General features: G+C 63.2%; 13 protein-coding genes. 5 read left to right on the top strand and 8 right to left on the bottom strand.

The features are described from left to right. Window positions 1-171 precede the first annotated feature (171 nt). From tssH to tssB, 7 genes are all read right to left on the bottom strand, one after another. Window positions 172-2,715, bottom strand: coding sequence for a type VI secretion system ATPase TssH (gene tssH, locus LCU97_RS22490; RefSeq protein ID WP_232777817.1), 2,544 nt, complete (start codon window positions 2,713-2,715; stop codon window positions 172-174). A 1-nt stretch (window position 2,716) separates the two neighbouring features. After that, a complete protein-coding gene (gene tssG, locus LCU97_RS22485; RefSeq protein ID WP_232777816.1) occupies window positions 2,717-3,742 on the bottom strand; it encodes a type VI secretion system baseplate subunit TssG in 1,026 nt (341 codons plus the stop codon). Then, window positions 3,706-5,496 carry a type VI secretion system baseplate subunit TssF gene (tssF, locus tag LCU97_RS22480; protein ID WP_053157216.1) on the bottom strand — a complete coding sequence of 597 codons (1,791 nt, stop codon included), beginning with the start codon at window positions 5,494-5,496 and terminating at the stop codon, window positions 3,706-3,708. The genes tssG and tssF overlap by 37 nt, the downstream gene beginning before the upstream one ends. After that, entirely contained in the window at window positions 5,480-5,923 is a 444-nt protein-coding gene (gene tssE, locus LCU97_RS22475) for a type VI secretion system baseplate subunit TssE (RefSeq protein WP_232777815.1), read from the bottom strand. The genes tssF and tssE overlap by 17 nt, the downstream gene beginning before the upstream one ends. Window positions 5,924-5,935: 12 nt before the next feature. Then, window positions 5,936-6,433 (bottom strand): Hcp family type VI secretion system effector, encoded by a 498-nt coding sequence (locus LCU97_RS22470; RefSeq protein ID WP_053157209.1) that lies wholly within the window; start codon window positions 6,431-6,433, stop codon window positions 5,936-5,938. A 122-nt stretch (window positions 6,434-6,555) separates the two neighbouring features. Beyond that, entirely contained in the window at window positions 6,556-8,037 is a 1,482-nt protein-coding gene (gene tssC / locus LCU97_RS22465; protein WP_053157206.1) for a type VI secretion system contractile sheath large subunit, read from the bottom strand. A 30-nt stretch (window positions 8,038-8,067) separates the two neighbouring features. After that, window positions 8,068-8,631 carry a type VI secretion system contractile sheath small subunit gene (gene tssB, locus LCU97_RS22460; RefSeq protein ID WP_232777814.1) on the bottom strand — a complete coding sequence of 188 codons (564 nt, stop codon included), beginning with the start codon at window positions 8,629-8,631 and terminating at the stop codon, window positions 8,068-8,070. Between the two features lie 224 nt (window positions 8,632-8,855). Between tssB and LCU97_RS22455 the strand changes: the two genes are divergently transcribed. The 5 genes from LCU97_RS22455 to tssA are packed head-to-tail and all read left to right on the top strand — an operon-like array spanning window position 8,856 to window position 16,414. Further along, window positions 8,856-9,320, top strand: coding sequence for a type VI secretion protein (locus LCU97_RS22455; RefSeq protein ID WP_232777813.1), 465 nt, complete (start codon window positions 8,856-8,858; stop codon window positions 9,318-9,320). A 52-nt stretch (window positions 9,321-9,372) separates the two neighbouring features. Continuing rightward, window positions 9,373-10,704, top strand: a complete 1,332-nt coding sequence (gene tssK, locus LCU97_RS22450) for a type VI secretion system baseplate subunit TssK (RefSeq protein ID WP_232777812.1) — start codon at window positions 9,373-9,375, stop codon at window positions 10,702-10,704. Window positions 10,705-10,722: 18 nt separating this feature from the next. After that, window positions 10,723-11,484 (top strand): DotU family type IV/VI secretion system protein, encoded by a 762-nt coding sequence (locus LCU97_RS22445; protein WP_232777811.1) that lies wholly within the window; start codon window positions 10,723-10,725, stop codon window positions 11,482-11,484. Further along, on the top strand, window positions 11,481-15,335 hold the full coding sequence (locus tag LCU97_RS22440) for a type VI secretion system protein (RefSeq protein WP_232777810.1): 3,855 nt from the start codon (window positions 11,481-11,483) through the stop codon (window positions 15,333-15,335). The genes LCU97_RS22445 and LCU97_RS22440 overlap by 4 nt, the downstream gene beginning before the upstream one ends. Further along, entirely contained in the window at window positions 15,332-16,414 is a 1,083-nt protein-coding gene (tssA, locus tag LCU97_RS22435; RefSeq protein WP_232777809.1) for a type VI secretion system protein TssA, read from the top strand. The genes LCU97_RS22440 and tssA overlap by 4 nt, the downstream gene beginning before the upstream one ends. Here the strand turns inward: tssA and LCU97_RS22430 are convergent. Continuing rightward, window positions 16,411-17,364 (bottom strand): 2-hydroxyacid dehydrogenase, encoded by a 954-nt coding sequence (locus LCU97_RS22430; protein ID WP_232777808.1) that lies wholly within the window; start codon window positions 17,362-17,364, stop codon window positions 16,411-16,413. The genes tssA and LCU97_RS22430 overlap by 4 nt on opposite strands. Window positions 17,365-17,628: the final 264 nt, after the last annotated feature.

Below are 17,628 nucleotides of genomic sequence, written 5' to 3'. Positions count from 1 at the left end.
GGGCAGCGGTAATAATTAAGAACCCGGCCACTGAGACTCTGTTGGGGAACTATGGGGGTGTTTTGATACACCCAGTTGATGGTTTCAGGCTCGAGGTAGGGAGTCTCTGGAGCCCCGTATAGCATTACGTTCTTTGCTAGTTTCATGTTGCACCTCATGCCATTGATAGGGTCACTCCAATACCCACTCTGCCAACTTTCCCGTCACCTGCGTCATCAACACATTCTCGACATCCCGCGCGCCCGCCGCGCTGCACTTGGCCAACACGGCCTTGACGATTCCGGCATCGAACTCGAACTGTTTGCCGGTCGCGGCCTTATAGCGTCCACGCAACTTTTCCAGCTTCGCCAGCACAATCCCTTCCAGCGTTGCTTCATCCAGCGGCCGGTACGCCACCACCGTCATGCGCGCCAGGAACGCCGGGCGAAACGCCTTCAGCAGGACCTTATGCAAGGCCTCGTTGAACCCGTCGCTGCCCACTTGCGCGGTCGGGGTGTCGAGCAGCAGTTCGGCGCCGACGTTGCTGGTGGCGAGCATCACAGTGTTCTTGAAATCCACCACCAGCCCGGTGCCGTCTTCCATCAGGCCTTTGTCGAAGACGTTGTAGAACGCTTCGAGCACATCGGGATGAGCTTTTTCGATTTCATCCAGCAACACCACCGAGTAGGGCTTGCGTCGCACTGCTTCAGTGAGCACACCACCACTGCCATAGCCGACGTAACCGGGCGGGGCGCCTTTGAGTTGGCTGACGGTGTGGGCTTCCTGGTACTCCGAGAGGTTGATGCTGATCAGGTTGCGTTCGCCGCCGTACAAGGCATCGGCCAGGGCGTAGGCGGTTTCGGTCTTGCCCACGCCGGTGGGGCCCACCAGCAGAAATACGCCGACCGGCTTCTGGGGGTCGGTGAGGCCGGCGCGGTAGGCTTGCAGACGCTGGGCGATGGTATTCAGCGCCGTGCCCTGGCCCATGACCCGCAGGCCCATGCGTTGGCCGAGGGTACGCACGGCATGGGCTTCGTCGGCGAGCATCTTGCCCACCGGGATGCCGGTCCAACCGGCGATCACGGCGGCGACGGTTTTGCTGTCCACCTGTTCTGGAACCAGGGGATCGTCCTGGCGAATGGCATCCAGGCCAGCCTCCAGGCGCAGCAGCTCGGCGGCCAGGTGGTCGATGCGGTTATCGATCTCGGTGTCGGGCTTTCCGGCGTCGGCGCGTTCGCTCAAGGCCAGCAGTTCGCGGCGAGTGTCGAGCAGTTCGCGTACGGCTTCGCGCTCTTCGCCCCAGCGGGACTCCAGTTCGCGGATGGCCTGCACGTTGTCGGTGGATTCGCTTTCCAGCAGCGTAATGCGTTCCCGGTGGTCCAGTCCGGTGGCCTGTTCCCGGCGCAGGCGTTCGAGTTCGTCCTTCAGGCTGTTTTGCCGATGGCGCAGGCTTTCCAGGGGCGGCGGTATGTCATGCTGGCCGAGGGCGACCCGGGCGCACGCGGTGTCGAGCACGCTGATGGCCTTGTCCGGCAATTGCCGTCCGGAAATATAACGATGGGACAGTTTCACGGCTTCGTGAATGGCGGCATCGAGTACTTGCACGCCGTGGTGCTGTTCCAGCTTGGCGGCCACGCCACGGAGCATTTCCACGGCGGTCCCTTCATCCGGCTCCTCGACCTGCACCAGTTGGAAGCGACGAGCCAGGGCCGGGTCTTTCTCGAAATATTTCTTGTATTCCAGCCAGGTGGTGGCGGCCAGCGTGCGCAGTTCACCCCGGGCCAGGGCCGGTTTCAGCAGGTTGGCGGCATCGCTGCCACCTTCCGCGCCACCAGCGCCGATCAGGGTGTGGGCTTCGTCAATGAACAGAATGATGGGTTTTTCGGCGCTGCGTACCGCATCGATCACCCCTTTGAGGCGTTGCTCGAACTCACCCTTGACCCCCGCGCCGGCCTGGAGCAGACCCAGATCCAATACCCGCAGTGTGACCTCCTGCAGCGACGGCGGAACATCCCCAGCGGCGATGCGCAGGGCCAGGCCCTCCACCACGGCGGTCTTGCCGACGCCGGGTGCGCCCACCAGGATCGGGTTGTTCTGTCGACGCCTGAGCAGGATATCGATGCACTGGCGAATCTCACCGTCGCGCCCGACGATAGGATCGATGCGGCCGTTGCGGGCGTCGGCGGTCAGGTCCTGGGTGTATTGGTCGAGTACCGGGTCCTGTTTCTGTGGCGTCTCGCCGGATCTGACCGGGCGTGCGCCGCCGACATGCTCCCGGGAACTTTCGGTCCACTCCAGCAGATGCGCGCGCAAAGCGTCCCGGGGAATGCGCAGCAGGGACGAAGCGCTATTGAGTAGCAGGCTGCGACGCTCATCGCGGTCCAGCAGGGCCAGCAGCAACAGGCCGGAGCGGATGCTGTCCAGCCCCAACACGCTGGCCTGGACCACGGCGTCTTCCAACAGGCCAATGGTTTGCGCGGACAGCGCGGGCGTGCGGGTGCTGCCGGACTTGAACAGCTCCAGGGCCTTGTTGGTTTCTGTCGCCACCGCGTCGCGCTCCAGCCCGAAACGCGGTAGCAGGCAGGCGAAGTCGCCCCCTTCAATGTCCAGCAGTTCCAGCAACAGGTGTTCGATTTCCACGTAGTGGTGGCTGCGCTGCATGCAACGTTGCGCGGCCCGTTCCAGGGCACGACGGTTGTCCGGGTTGAGGCGCCCGATCAGGCTGGCCAGTTCCATTTCAGGCGATCTCCGGCTGACGAAGGCGGGTTTCGATCCGTTGTACGGCCAGGCTGGACTGGCGTTGCAGACCGCCGTTCCAGTTCAGCCGCGGCGGTGTCTGATGGCCCAGTTGCAGCGGGCCGGCGCCGCGGATCAGCAGGACCAGCGTACAGTCCAGGTCGGGACCGAAATACAGGGCAAAAAGACTGGCGAGCAATGGATGGGTCTCGCCGTTGGGCAGCAATCCGCTGGCTTGGGTGGTGCTCAGCGGGCCCAGGGTCAGGCGCACGCCGGCATGTTCATCCCAGACCCGCGTGCCGGCCACCGCGTTGCGTCCAAGGCGCAGGTTGCGGCCGCCCGGTTGCAAGCGACTGCGACTGGCGGATGGGATTTCTCGCCAGCCACCTTCATAGGCGGTCAGTTCCACCGGCAATCCGAACTGCTCGCGGACAACCGCCGCGAACCCGGCCAGGGAGCGGCGGCCATCGGCGTACAGCGCGGTGCAGGCGAGCACGGCGGAGTCGGGCACAGCCTGGCGTTCTTGCAGGGCCTTGGGCAGCAGGCCGGTCAGTGCCCGCAGTTGTGCTTGTACGGCGGACGCCCCCGGGGCGGTGAAACCCAGGGCGATGCGATGCTTGCGCATGACCTTGTAGAGCAGGCTGAGCAGGCGATGCTGGAACAGGTCGAGAAATTCCGCCGGCGCATGATCCTTTGACCGCGCCCGTTGTTGCAACCATTCCTGATAGGCGTAGGGCAGCGGACCGTCGGGGCCGCCGAGCCCGAAGATCGGTGTAGTCAACACTGGCGGCGAGCCGGGTTCCTGGCTCAGGCTTTCGACTTCACTGGCGGCAAACAGCGGCGTCAATGGGCCGCGCAGGCGCAGGGCTTCGGCGTCGGGCGCGGTACCGCTGCCCAAGGGTTCGGCCTGTGGGTGTTCGCGCTCCAACAACAGCAGTGCCTGGAGCCATTCGAAGCGCTGCGGATCGCGCCGCAGTCGTTGGCTCAGGTTCAGAGCGTCAGGGGTTTGCCGGCTTGGGGTTGCCATGTCTTCACCTCCTTGTCGGACTGAACCAGCACTGTGCGCACGAAACGGTTGGCGGTGGCATAAAGCGAAAAGAATTGTGCCAACACGCCGGAGAACAGCACGGCGCTGCTGCCGACGAAGTGCTGCGGATCCAGTTGCAGGCGCACTTCAAGGCCGTTGCGCCAGCCGCGCCAGGCGTCTTCGCCGACATGGGCGATAACTCGCTCGCAGCCCATGCCCGATACGCCTTCGATCTGCCGCCGGGCGCTGGCTTCGTCCCGCAGGTTGTGCAATTCGAGAATTTCGCGCAGTGCGTCCAGCGCCTGGGGACCTTCCACCAGCGAAAGGTGATTGAGCGTCAGCTGTGAGACCAGCCGCCAACGCGATTCGCCGTCCAGGCGCGGCAGGCTCTGTGGGCTGGGCGGATTGCGCAGGCGGGCCCAGGCCACCGGGCCCGGGCGCTCGAAGCCCAATGGCGTGCCGGCAGGCAGGCTCTGGGCCAAGTGCCGATTGGTGCAGAGCAATTCGGCGGTAAGGCTATAGTCCCGAGTATCGGCAAGGGGATCGAGCCGGGTGTCCACCAGGCTGACCATCAGGTCGGTACCCAGGCGGTTCGGGCTCATGCCGCTCACCCGTCGTGCGTACCAATAACAGGGCTGATCGCTGCCGTGCTGGCTGCCGTAATAAGCCGGTACCTGGCGCACGCCCTCGCGGGTACTGGCTCGCATGCCGCGAATGCTATGGATCTCGACGCTGTTTTCCCGATGACTGTCGGCCACCAGCCGGTACTCGCTACGGGTGCCGTCCGGGCGCAGGGGTTCGCTGGTCCTGGGAAACAGGTTGATCACTGGCGCACAGCCCAGAGCGATGTCGCTGGCCTGGAGGGGCAGGCGACTGGCGGGGGCACGGTCGAACACGATGTAGAGGTACAACGACGGGCTGTCGCTGGTTGCTCCCGCCAAGGGCAGGTCGAAGAAGTCGAACTTGTCGGGGAAGGCGAAATATTCCGCCAGCAACCGCATGCCCGGGTGCACGCCGTCCTCATCTGGCAACAGGGCTTCGCCACTGGCGAAACCGACGACACGGGGCAGGCCGGCGAGCGGTTCCGGTACGCTGCCCGGTGGGCCGGCCAGCACCTTGATTGCATGGGCACCGAGCAGGTCGTACAGCCAGGCGTTGATCATGGGTGAGGCGGCCAGGTGGACCCGCAGCGTCTCGATCCCCAATGTCGACCACTGGCGTTCGCCCAGGCAACGCAGGTTCAAGCGCAGGGCCGAGCGGGCCTGGACCACGCCGGTCAGCGCCTGGGCTTCGTCACTGCCCAGCAATACCGCTTCGTCCACTTGCAGCGGCCACAAATGCACCGCGGCCGTGGTGCGAAAGTGGATGCTCTGGCCTTTGTCCGTGGTGACGAACAGCGGCGTATCCCTGGGGAGGGGATAGCCATCGTCGAGGTTGCCCTTGCCCGGGTCGGGCTCGAACTGCACGATTGCGCACGAAGGTAACGGGCGCATGGCCAAGGGGTAGAGTTGTTCGAGCAGGGCGTCGCTGAATTCGGCGTAGTCATCGTCCAGCCGGCGTTGCAATCGGGCCGCCAGCAGGGCGAACCCTTCCAGCAGGCGCTCGACGTGCGGATCGGGGCATTCTCCCGGAGACAACTCCAAGCGTCGGGCGACCTTGGGGTAGCGCTCGGCGAACTGGCTGCCGGCATGTCGCAGCCAGGTCAGTTCGCGCTGATAATAATCCAGCAGTTGCGGATCAATCGAGTCGCTCATGGAGTACCTCAAGGCCGTCGCCGGCGTGCTCGATGACAAATGCGACGGGCCATGGGCGCGGGTCCCCACGCAGCACACCCGACAGCCGTATGCTCAGTTGTTGCGCATGACCCGGAACCGGAACGACCTGGACCTCGCCCAGTTGCAGGCGAGGCTCGAAATGATTGATGGCCTGGCGGATCTCGCGGATCAGTTGACGACGGTCATCGCTGCGCTGCTGTTGCAACGCGGTCCAGTCGGCGATGCCGTAGTCCAGGATGCTCGGCGGTTCGGTGAGCGCCAGGGGGCCGCGGCGGGTATTGAACAGGCGATGCAGTTCGGCATGAACCGAATCCTGCAACGCCTGCCGATCGAACACCCGACTGGCGTCCTCCGCCGTGTCGGCCAAGCGTTCGAACAGCGGAGGTCGAAGCCCGAAGCCAGCCATGGCGCGGCTCCGTCACTTGGTCATCTTGTTGGCTGCCATGTCCCAGGTCGTGCCCGCCGTGCCTTCTTTGGTGCCGTCATCTTTCTGGGCGGTGAGTTCCCATTTGATCTTGGTGAAGTTCAGCGAAAGGGTCTCCACCGGCTTGCCCCCCGTGCCACCACTGACGCTGACGTTGGACAGCACGACGTTGTTCAGGGTGTAGACGATGAAAGGCATGAGCTGGCCGCTGCCTTCGGCGGCATTGCGCCCGATGGTGATGATGGCTTCCGGGATCGGCTTGCCGGCGCAGCAGTACTCGTTGAGGGTAGGGGTGGAACTGTCGACGAACTTGGTCAGGGTGAATTCGCCGACATGGGGCTTGCCTGAAGTACGCTCCGAGTTGCTGACATCATTGGTGACTTGCATGGCCACGTTGTGGCTGTAGGACATGACCTCGATCTTGTCCGTGAACCCCTCCAGCTGGCTGTCGCCCTTGATGTCGCCGCCGAGGTCGAGAATGATCGCATCCATTGTGTGGAACTCCTGAATAAGACGAATGGGTGGTGCCCGATACCGCTAAGACGAACGCCGAACCTGTGGCGAGGGGATAAATCCCCTCGTCACAAAAGCTCGCTCGCCACAGGATTCTTGGGTCAGGCAGCGACCGGTGGCGGCAGGGTTGCCACCAGCCGGATCGACGCCGTCAGTTCCTCAAGTTGGAAATGCGGCCGCAGGAACACCGTGGCCTTGTAGGCCCCGGGCTTGCCGGCCACCTCGGTCACGTCCACCCGCGCTTCGCGCAGCGGGTATTGCGCCTTGATCTCCTGGGGGGCGTTGTCGTTGATCAGTACGTAGTCGGCGATCCAGTTGTTGAGGTAGGTCTGTACGTTGTCGCGGGTCATGAAGCTGCCGACCTTGTCGCGCATGATCACCTTCAGGTAGTGGGCAAAACGCGAGGCCGCGAGGACATACGGCAACATCGCCGAGATCCGCGCGTTGGCGTTGGCCTCGTTGGTGTTGTAGACCTTGGCCTTGTTGGTGGTCTGGCCACCGAAGAACACGGCGATATCGCTGTTTTTCTTGTGGCACAGAGCGATGAAGCCCAGGTCGTTGAGCTCCTTCTCGCGGCGGTCGGTGATCGCCACTTCGGTGGGGCATTTGAGCGACAGGTCCCCGGAGCTGGTGCGGAAGGTATGGGCCGGCAGGCCTTCGACTGCGCCACCACCCTCGGCCCCGCGAATCGCGGCGCACCAGCCATATTTGGCGAAGGCTTCGGTAATGCGTTGCGACAGCGCCCAGGCGGCATTGCCCCATAGGTATTTGCTGTGGTCGGTGCCGTTGACGTCCTCGACGTAGTTAATACCTTCCACCGGCAGGGTGTCCGGGCCATAGGGCAGACGCAGCAGGAAGTGCGGCAGCACCAGGGACACATAACGTGAGTCTTCGCTCTCCCGGAAGGCGCGCCACTTGATCAGTTCCTGGCTTTCGAAAATCTTCGACAGATCCCGGGGCACTGCCAGCTCGGTGAAGCTGGTCATGTCGAACAGGCGCGGGCTGGCGGCAGCAATGAACGGCGCGTGGGCCGCGGCAGCCACGTTCGACAGTTTTTCCAGCAGACCGATGTCCTGCGGGTGGCGGCCGAAGGTGTAGTCGCCCACCAACAGGCTGAACGGATGCCCGCCGAAGGTACCGTATTCTTCCTCGTAGATTTTCTTGAACAGCGCGCTCTGGTCGAACTCGACGGCTTTTTCCAAGTCGCTCTGCAGCTCTTTCTGCGTAACGTTGAGCAAGCGCAGCTTGAGCCGGGTGCTGGTCTCGGTGTTCTGCACCAGCAGGTGCAGGCCGCGCCAGGACGCTTCGAGCTTCTGCAGCTCGGGGTGGTGCAGCACTTCGTTGAGCTGGGCGCTGATCAACTGGTCGATCTGGCTGATGCGGTCGTTGATCATCGCCACGGTGTCCTTGTCGATGGCCATGCCTTCGTCGAGGACCTGGGTGGCGAATTCCGCGAGCATGTCGCGGGCATAGTCCTGCTGGCTGTCGTCATGGGCCATGCGGCCTTCGGCGATGATCTTGTCCAGCAGGGACAGGGTCTGGGTCGTGCTCTCGCTGGTTTGAGCGCTGGATGAAGCAGGCATGGCTTTATCTCCCTTGAGTGATGAGCACGATCAGGCCTGTGGTTCGTCGGTTGGGGCCGGGGCATCGTTGGCGGCCACGGTCGGCAGCTCTATGGGTACATCCTGTGGTCGGGCCGACTTGATCTCCTGCAAGCCCTCGGTATTGGCGATCACGTCGCGTAGCAGTTTGTCCAGGTCATCGTTACCGTCGAGCTTGGTCAGAAGATCGCGCAGGCGCTGGCGGGCTTCGAACAGCCGGCGCAGTGGCGTGATCTGTTCCACGACCTTGACCGGGTCGAAGTCATCGATGTGACGGAACTTGAGTTCGATATTGAGTTTGCTGTCGTCGCCGCTGAGGGTGTTGTTCACCTGCAGCGTGGCGCGTGGGCCGATGGAGGCGAGCACTTCGTTGAAATTATCGCGATCGATTTCGGTAAAGCGCCGCTCGTTGAGCTTGGGCAGCGGCTCCAGTGGCTTGCCCGAGAGGTCGGCCAGAATGCCGACCACCAGTGGCAGTTCTTTCTTCTCGATGGCATTGCCGATTTCCACGTCATAGGTGATCTGGACGCGGGGAGGACGGACTCTGTCGAGCTTGTGCTGGGTACTTTCTGCCATGGCGGCCGACTCCGATGCATGAGTGGAAGCAATGCATCGGGAGGCCCGCTCATCGCATTCCCTTGCTGATCCGCAGGTTGCAAACGGAGGGCAGAAAACCTGTCATTCCCTTGACGAACCTGGTCCATTCGACCGTGTTGGCCGAACTATCCAAGACGCTAGAACAGGTCTATAAAAATGCAAGCAAAAACAATTTTTGACCGCGACGAAAAGGAAGATTCATTTTGCGTGTGTTTTTTTCAGGATTTTTTTTCAGCGTGGCACTAACGGGTTGCTCGCTGTTTGCGCCCAGCGTCGATCTGGACAGCCTGACCCTGGACGTCGCGCCCCGTGCCAATGACGACACTCCGATCGCCGTGGATTTTGTCGCCGTGAACGATCCGGACCTGCTCAAGCAACTCTCGGGAATTACCGCCAGGCAGTGGTTTGCAGAGCGCGAACAGTTCCAGCGCGACTATCGTCAACTCATGTCGGTATGGGGGCTGGAGCTGGTCCCCGGACAGTTCATCGACCGCCAACCCTTCCCGCTGGAGGGCCGGCGCGCCGCTGGACTTTTGGTCTTCGCCAGCTATAACACTCCCGGAGCCCACCGGCTTCGGCTGGACGATCAACGCAAGGCCTGGCTGAAGTTCGACAGTCGCGAGATGACCCTCATCAACGATGGGCAGCTCGATGCCAGTCAGCCTTGAATGACCGCGGGCCGCCCAGGTGCGGCGACACTGGAATGTCGAAGGGAGTCGTATGAGTCTGTTACCTGACGCGGTGTGCTGGCACGAGGGCATGCAACTGTTGCCCCAGCATTTTCAATTACAAGGGTTGCGCGCCGAGGCCCTGGCGGCGCATGTCGCGGCCGCCTGCAATCCCTGGTTCTGGGGTGTCAGCCAGTTGGAGGTCGACCCTTCGGCCCTCAGCGCCGGCCAGGTCCGGCTGCTGCAACTGCAAGGCACCTTGCCGGACGGCTTGCCCGTCAATCTGCAAGCCGGCGTCGGGCCGACCCTGGAGCTGGATATCACCGAGGCGGTCGACAAGACCGACGACGCTACCGTGACCGTTTACCTGGCGATCAGCCCACTCTGGCGCGCCGGGCAGTTGCTGCCGCTCAAGGGGCGGTTGCAATCGGTGGTGGGCGACGCCCTGCCGGACCTCACCAGCGGCGAATTCCCGGAATCCATCACCGTGTGGCGACCCAATCCACGGTTGTGCACGCAACTGAGCAAAGCTGACTCGATCTGCCTGCCGCTGCTGCGCATCCGCAAGGAAGGCGGCGGCTTTCTGCGCGTGCCCTATACGCCACCCACGCCCGTGTTGTTACCCGAGTCGGTGCTAGGGCGGCGTATCGCCGGGCTGTGTGCACGGGCGCGGGAGAAGTGCCTGTTCCTCGCCGGACGGTTGCGTCAGGCCCAGGCGGCCGGTAATCAGGACGATGCGATGGAAATCCGCCGGCTAATGACGGCGATATGGGCACGCTTGCCCGAAGTCGAAGGGGCTCTGAACATGCGCGTGGCCACGCCCCACGCGCTCTACGGTTTGTTGCTGGGGCTGGCCGGAGCCTGGTCGGCGCTTAATCCTTTGGCTGGCGTCCCGGCTTTTGCCCCGCTGGATTTCGTGGAGCTGCAACGGGGCTACGAACCGCTGCTCGACTGGCTGGAAGACACCCTGGAGCGGGTCCGTGCCGGATATCGCACCCTGGCCTTCGAACGCAACGACCCGGTTTTTTCCATCCAACTGCCCGACGACCAGCCAAGCCAGCGACTGGTCATCGGCCTGCGCATGCCCAACGGTGCCGGTGAGCAGGCCGCTGCCGATTGGCTGCGCGGAGCAATCATCGCATCCGCGCCTCATGTCCCGTTGCTGAGTCGCCAACGCATGAGCGGCTTGCCTCACCAAGCCATGAGTCGCAACGAACAGGTGGCCTATAGCGTGGGCGACGACACCCGATTGTTCGTGGTGAATGCCAGTGGCCAATGGTTCGACGGGCAACTGCCGTTGCACATTGTCGCGCCGGCGTCGGCCCAGGCCAGCGGTCCTTGGCAGGTGGTGTTGTTCGTCGCGCAAACCGGTGAAAGTGCCTGATCGCAGAAGGGGAGTCGTATGCCGGACGGAAGTGGCGGGGCGGTTCGGGGTCTGCATGAGGCGCCGCTGAGCAGCGCTTTCCGACAAGCTTGGCTGAAATGGTTCCAGGAGTGGCAGGACCTGCCCAAGGATAGCGACAGTGCGGCGCTGGTCAGCCGGGTGGTGGAGTTTTCCGGACGCAGTGCCCAACGCCTGTGGCGGACCGCCTTCGCCACGGTCGGGGACTCTGCCACCGAGCAGGTCAAGGCGCTGGTCTACGCATTCGTCGCGCTGGTGGATGAAACCCTGTTGTTCACGCCCTGGCCGGGGCAACTCGCCTGGCAACAGCACCCGCTGGAATCGCGCATGTATTCCAGCCGCCAGGCCGGCGAACGGCTGCCAGCGGCCATCAAGAAACTGCTGGACGAGCAGATGCCCGGTACTCGGGATCTGGCGAATGTTTATCTGCAATGCCTGATTCTTGGTTTTCAGGGGCGCCTGCGGGGCGAGTCGGGTCAGATCCAGCATGAAAAATGGCGTCTGGCGTTGTTCGCGTTTGCCTGGCAGCACGACCCGGACTTCGAAGATGTTAGTCAGCGCCTGGCGATGTCCGCGGCGGCGCCACCGATACGCATGCCGGCGCAGACCTCGTTGCCGGACGGCTTTCGCCTGGGGTTGGCGATCCTGGCGATGGTCCTTCTGCTGACGGGGTTGGGGCAAGTTTTCTGGCGTGACATCCGCTCTGAACTCGAGCCGGTGTTGCAACTGAACGAGTCGGTGGTCCAGGAGCAGGATTCATGAGCCCCCTGAGCATCTTCGCCCTGGTGCTGTTGGCCATCGTCCTGGTGGTACTGGTCGCGGCGTTGGTCTGGTGGCTGCGGACCCAGGGGGGCGCCGCCATTCGCAGTTTCTATGGGGCGGTTCGCCACATGGAGCAGGAACAGGGCACCCGCGACCGCTACCAGATGCCCTGGCTGATGATGCTCGGCCACGAAGCCGAAGGCGCCCAGCTGTGCAGCCAATGGCGCTTGCAGCCAACAGACAAGGCGGCATGGTTCGGGCGCTGGTGGTCGGACGCCGAAGGCGCGGTGCTGGTGGTGCCCCAGGCGCTGTTCCTGCCCGGCGAAGGCATGAACCGGCAACGGGGCAACTGGTGGCGCTTGCTGGGTTTGATTCTGCGCCTGCGCAGCCGGCGGCCGTTGGACGCGGTGATCTGGACCGTGCCGTTCGACAAACTCGATGATATCGAGCGCGCCACCGAGTTGAGCCTCAAGGTCCGCCGTTGCTTCATCGATTTGTTGCAGCGTTTTGGTCTCAGCTTGCCGGTGTACGTGGTCATCACCGGGATGGAGGAACTGCCCGGCTTCCAGGAGCTGGTCAGCGCGCTGCCTGCCCAGGCCCGTGAGTCGACGTTGGGCTGGTCATCGCCGTACGCACCCGAGGCGGCCTGGCAATCGCAGTGGAGCGATCAGGCGCTGGATCAGGTCAACGCGGCGTTGTCGCAGTCGATCATCGAGATTGGTGCACTGTCGGGGCAGTTGAGCGGCGACCTGTATGGTTTGCCTGAGCGTTTCGAAGGGTTGCGACGGGCCTTGCAGGTTTTGCTGGAGCCGGTATTCCAGGGCAACGCCCAAGGCGAGGCACCGCGCTTTCGCGGTTTGTATTTCACCGCGAGCCAGGCGCCTGTTGTCAACGGGGACGGTTTTCCAGCCGATGACAACATTTTGCGGCAAATGGTATTCGCCCGGCAGTTGTGGTCACGCCGGCTGGTGGCCGAGCGGGGCCTGGCCCAGCCTGTACCGCGCCTGTTGCGCCTGCGCCAGCGTTGGCATCGACTGGCCGGCGCCACCGCGCTGGTGGTCGGGCTGATCTGGCTGGGAGGCATGCTCTGGGTCTGGCACGATTCGGTGGAGCAAGCCGAGGGCCTGTCACAATTGGTCCTGCGCGCTCACAAGAATCATCTGGTGGTCGATCCTGACCAACCCCGCCTGGAACCGACCCGCTACAACGTGCAGAATTATTGGAGCGTGCTGGAACAAGCCCCGCGCTGGCGCTTCGTTTCCGTGGTGTTTCCCACCTCGTGGTTTTCCTCGGTGGACACGCAATTGGAGGAGGGGCTGCGCCAGACTGCCCGGCATCATTGGATCCTGCCCCTGCGCGACCTGCTGGTATCGGATCTGGAACAACTCAAGGCCATCCGCAACACCGAACGCCGCGGCAACGTGGAAAGCGAAGACCCGGCCCAGTGGCAAAGCTACGTGAAGGCCAGGGACCTGGTGGAGCGGGCGGTGCGCCTCGAACAGCAGAACCAGATGTTCAGCCAGGCGGTCAGTAACCCCAAGGCGCCGCTGGACGAACTGGTGCTATTGAGCAACAACGCGCTCTCACTGAACCTCAATGCCGGCACCTTGAGCCGCGCACGGTTTTACAACCGGGTGCTGTTCGACGCACAGAACACCGACCTCAAAGGGCTGGACCTGAACGCTGCGCGCCCACTGGTCTCCGACAATTTCACCGGCTTGATGCAGCGCTGGCTCGATCATTATTTCCTTGCCGACAATTTCGTGCGCCAGGCCGGTTACCTCAAGTTGCACCTGCAAAGGCTGGAGGCAGGCGGTGGCAATTCGTTGGGGGAGCTGGAAGACCTGATGGCGCTGGTCGATGATCTACAGAGCCTGGTCAGCCTGACCAATGCAGCCTGGGGCCGGGGCAAGGGCCAGGACCTGGTTCCCGGTTACACCCAGTTGATGGACAAGGTCAGCCATAGCACCCTGCTGGGGCCGGAACTCGAACAGGACCTGGAAAGCCGGGCGGCGAAATTGCAGCAGAGCTTTCGCGACCAGTGGATCGTGCAGAGCGGGTCCCGGGACAATCTGCTGGTCCAGCAAGGCAGTGGCTTGCTGGTGTTACAAGAGCATGTCACCGCCCTCGACGATGTGGTGCAGGCCCTGTTCAAGCGCGATTTCGTAGCCCTGGCCCTGCAAAAGGCACCGTCTGTCAATGCGCCCGACACCATGGGGCAGGCCGATGGCAGCGATGATTTCAATGTTGCCCTGAATTATTTCGCCAGCTACAGGAGCTACGCCAATGAAGAGCTGCCACGCATTCCGCCGGCTTACCGCGATGCGCTGATGCAGGCTGCAGAAAGCGCCGCTGCACAGGCCATGTGGCTAAGCCTGGATGAAAGCGATGAGCAACTGCCGGGCATGGGCTTCAATGTGCAGACGTCCCAGGCCGTAGCGCTGCAAAAGGCCTTCATGGACGTGCATCGCAGTGATCTGGCGACGCGTTTTCAGCGTTTGCTCAATCGTCGCGCAATGGCCCAGATCAGCAGCGGCCTCAGCGAAATCGATGCCCAGCCATTGTTCAGCCAACGAGCCGACATCCAGCGCTGGGACGGCTCGAAGAACTTCGGTTTGCAACTGTACGGTGCCGCCGATCCACAGGGCTTGAAGCTGAGTCTGAATCAGCAGTTCGATGCCATGCTGCAAATCGCCGAGCAGCGCATGCCGGCACTGGAGTGGCTGATTGTTCAGCAGGACAACCTGTCGGCCCTGGAGCACGACCAGGTGGCACGGTTCATGGCGATCAACGACGAGCTGCTCAAGTACAAGAATCAAAATCCGGCCAGTTCGGCTGCGCAATTGGCGCAATTGGTGAGCCGGGACTTCAACGAAATGGACACGGCGTCCTGTGCGCAGATTTTGCAGACCTCCAATCTGTCGGGCGGACGCGGCGACCTGGCGCAGCGTGCCGTCACGTTGCAGCAGACCGCCTTGCAACGTTGCCTGTATCTGCAACAGCATCAGGCGGCGACGGCCTGGAACGACTTGGCCAATTATTTCAATCAGTACCTGGCCGGTCGTTTTCCGTTTTCCCAGGACGTGCGGGCCAGTGATGCAGATCCGGCACGGGTTCAGCGGCTGTTGGAGTTGATCGATACACGCTTGCCCCTGGCCCAGGCGGGGCTCGCGTTGAGCCAGACGCCGGAGCGGCTGGCAGCCGAGGATTTTCTCAATCGCTTGAAGCAGGCCGGTGCCTGGCTGGGGCCGTTGTTCGTGCGGGACAAGAGCGGCATTCTCGGCGTGGAGATGGATGTACGCTGGCGCACCGACCGCGATGAGGAGCGTGGTGCCGACCAGGTCATCGCTTGGGCAATCGACGCCGGCAACCAGCAGATCAGTTATCCAGGGGAAGCCCGGCAGAACCTGCGCTGGATGATCGGGCAACCCGTGCGGCTGACCTTGCGCTGGGCCCGCAACGGTTACCAGCGGCCGACCAATGATCCCTTGCAGCCCAACCTGGTGGTGCGCGACCTGGAGGCCGGCTGGGAATACCAGGGGCCGTGGTCGTTGCTACGCCTGATGCGCTCGCTGGTGTCGGTGCAGCGCCAACCGAACGTCGACTACACCGATTTTCCGCTGACCCTGCAACTGCCGGTCACGGGCCAGATTGCTACCCAGCCCCCGGCCTTGGCACAGATCCAGGCGCGCACGACGCAGCAAACCCTGATGTTCCTGCGTCTGTCGCTGATGAGCCAGGGGTCGAAGCTGCCCTTGTCGATCCCGCCGCTGCCAACCCAGGCGCCCCGTTCACCTTTCATGGCGACCTCATCGAGCCCCGCCATCGCGACCCGTGAGGAGGGCCTGTGAGCGTACCGATATCCCCGTTGCCTGAGCTGGTCACTGCATTGCTCGAGCCGATCAGTGCTCAATCGCCCTGCGGCCTGGACCTGCGCTATGAGCCGGAATACGACCAGTTGCGCGAATTGCGCAGGGAAGACGATACCAGTCTGCCAACGGGGGTGTGGCAGGCGTCGGTCAAGCGAGCCCAGTGGCCGGAGCTGGAACGGCTCGCCACGACGCTGCTGCTCGAACGCAGCAAGGACCTGATGATCAGCGCCTGGCTGGGAGAGGCCTGGCTGCATTTGAGTGGACTGGAAGGCCTACCGGGCAGCCTGGCGCTGGTGGTGGGCCTGTGCGAGCGCTACCCCGAGCAACTGCATCCCCAGGCCGATGAGGGCGATCAGTCATGGCGTGTGATTCCGTTGGAATGGTTGGCGCGTCGCTACAGCGAAGTGCTGCTGACGCGGGTGCCCTTGTTCGATGGCCGCGATCCGGCCTTCGACAGTTTTTGCCTGAATGACTGGCAGCGTTTGCAGCGTCAGCAGGTGCAAGCCAACGACAGCAAAAACGCCAAGGCGTCGGCGGAAACCGCACGCAACGATCAAAAGAAACTCACCGAGCTGATCCGCAACACGCCGTTGTCGTTCTGGCTGCATCGTCAGGGCAGTCTGATGCTGAGCCTGCAACATCTGCAACGGCTTGACACCTGGAGCGACGCTTACCTGGGCTCGCTGGCGCCGGGCTACAAAGCTTTGCAAGACGTCATGCAGGCCCTGCTGGCATTGGTAGAGGAGTTCATCGCGATGCATCCACAGCAACCTACCGTCGCGCCAGTGGCCGCGCTTTCCCTGGCCGCGCCGCAGGAGTCCCAGGGAGCCGTCGCATCGTCCCCGGTTTTTCAGGAACCGGCCAGTCGAGAGGAAGCCTATCGACAGTTGCTGGTCATCGCCGGATACCTGGCACGCACCGAACCCCATAGCCCGGTGCCCTATTTGATCCGGCGTGGTGTGGAATGGGGCAACAAGCCGTTGAGCGAGCTGCTGGGAGAGTTGATCAACGCCGATGCCGAATCCCGTCGGGTGTGGACCTTGCTGGGTGTGCTTTAACGTTGTGGAACGGGTAACGGCACTGGCGTCAGCACCGGCTTGCCGGAAAAGAAGGCGTTCAGGTTCTGGCCCACCAGCTCTACCGTGCCACGGGTCGCTTCCGGCGAAAGGCCGGCGACGTGGGGCGTCAGGACCACGTTGGGCAGGTTCTTCAACGCATCGGGTACCTCAGGCTCGTGGTCGAAGACGTCCAGGGCCGCGCCGGCGATGCGCCGATGTTCCAGGGCGTTGATCAGTTCGGCGGTCGAGACGACGCTGGCCCGGGCGATGTTCACCAGAAAACCGTTCGGCCCCAGGGCGTCGAGCGCCTGCTTGTTGATCAACTGCCGGGTATCGAGACCCCCGGGTGTGGCGATGATCAGGAAATCCGACACCCGGGCCAGTTCCGTGGGCGTGGCGCAGTAGATATAGGGCACATCGTTGCGCACCCGGCGGCTGTGGTAGCTCACGTTCATGTCAAAGCCCAGGGCCCCCCGTTTGGCAATCGCCATGCCTACCGCGCCAAGCCCCAGCACTCCCAGTCGCTTGCCGGCCAGGGAGGGGCGCATGACCTTCGCCCATTCCCCCCGCCGCACACAGGCATCGGCCCGGGGGATATCACGTACCAGCGCCAACAGCAGCGCCATGGCATGGTCGGCCACCGACGACGCGTTGACTCCGGCACCGTTGGTAACCACGATCCCGCGGTCACGGGCGGCGCACAAGTCCACCTGCTCGTAGCCGGCACCGATCACACAAATGATTTGCAGGTTGGGCAGGGCGGCGATCTCATCGGCCGTCAGACCCAGGGGGCCGCGGGTCAGCACCGCGTTGAACCGCTCGCCATGCTCGAAAATCGCCGCCTTGCGTTCGGCGGGTGTGGGCGCCAGCTCCAGGTGATAACCCTGGCGCTCGAGAATCGGCAGGTAGTCGTTGACGGTTTCAACCAGTACCAGGACGGTGGCGGTCATGCTGGGCTCCTGTGGGCACTTTGGCGGTTCGCATGTATTCAACCTGATTGTAGGAGTCAAGGGCAGGGGGTTTTGGCTTTTTATGCGCATTTCTGGTTTGCACCGCTCCCACAGAACATGCAATTGACCGATCTGATCCGTGCAACCGTTCCTCAGCTAAGTCTTTGCTTCTGCTCGCTAATCCCGGACAATCGCGGCCCTGTTTCGGCCAGGGCGCTGCCTGTCGGGCTTTTCCGACTCGTCCTGGCCGGGTGCACGTGACCG

The sequence above is a fragment of the Pseudomonas uvaldensis genome (assembly GCF_021271205.1).
In the GTDB taxonomy this organism is placed as follows: Bacteria; Pseudomonadota; Gammaproteobacteria; order Pseudomonadales; family Pseudomonadaceae; genus Aquipseudomonas; species Aquipseudomonas uvaldensis.
Note: the sequence above shows the minus strand (reverse complement) of the source record. Positions and strands in the feature narration are given on the sequence as shown.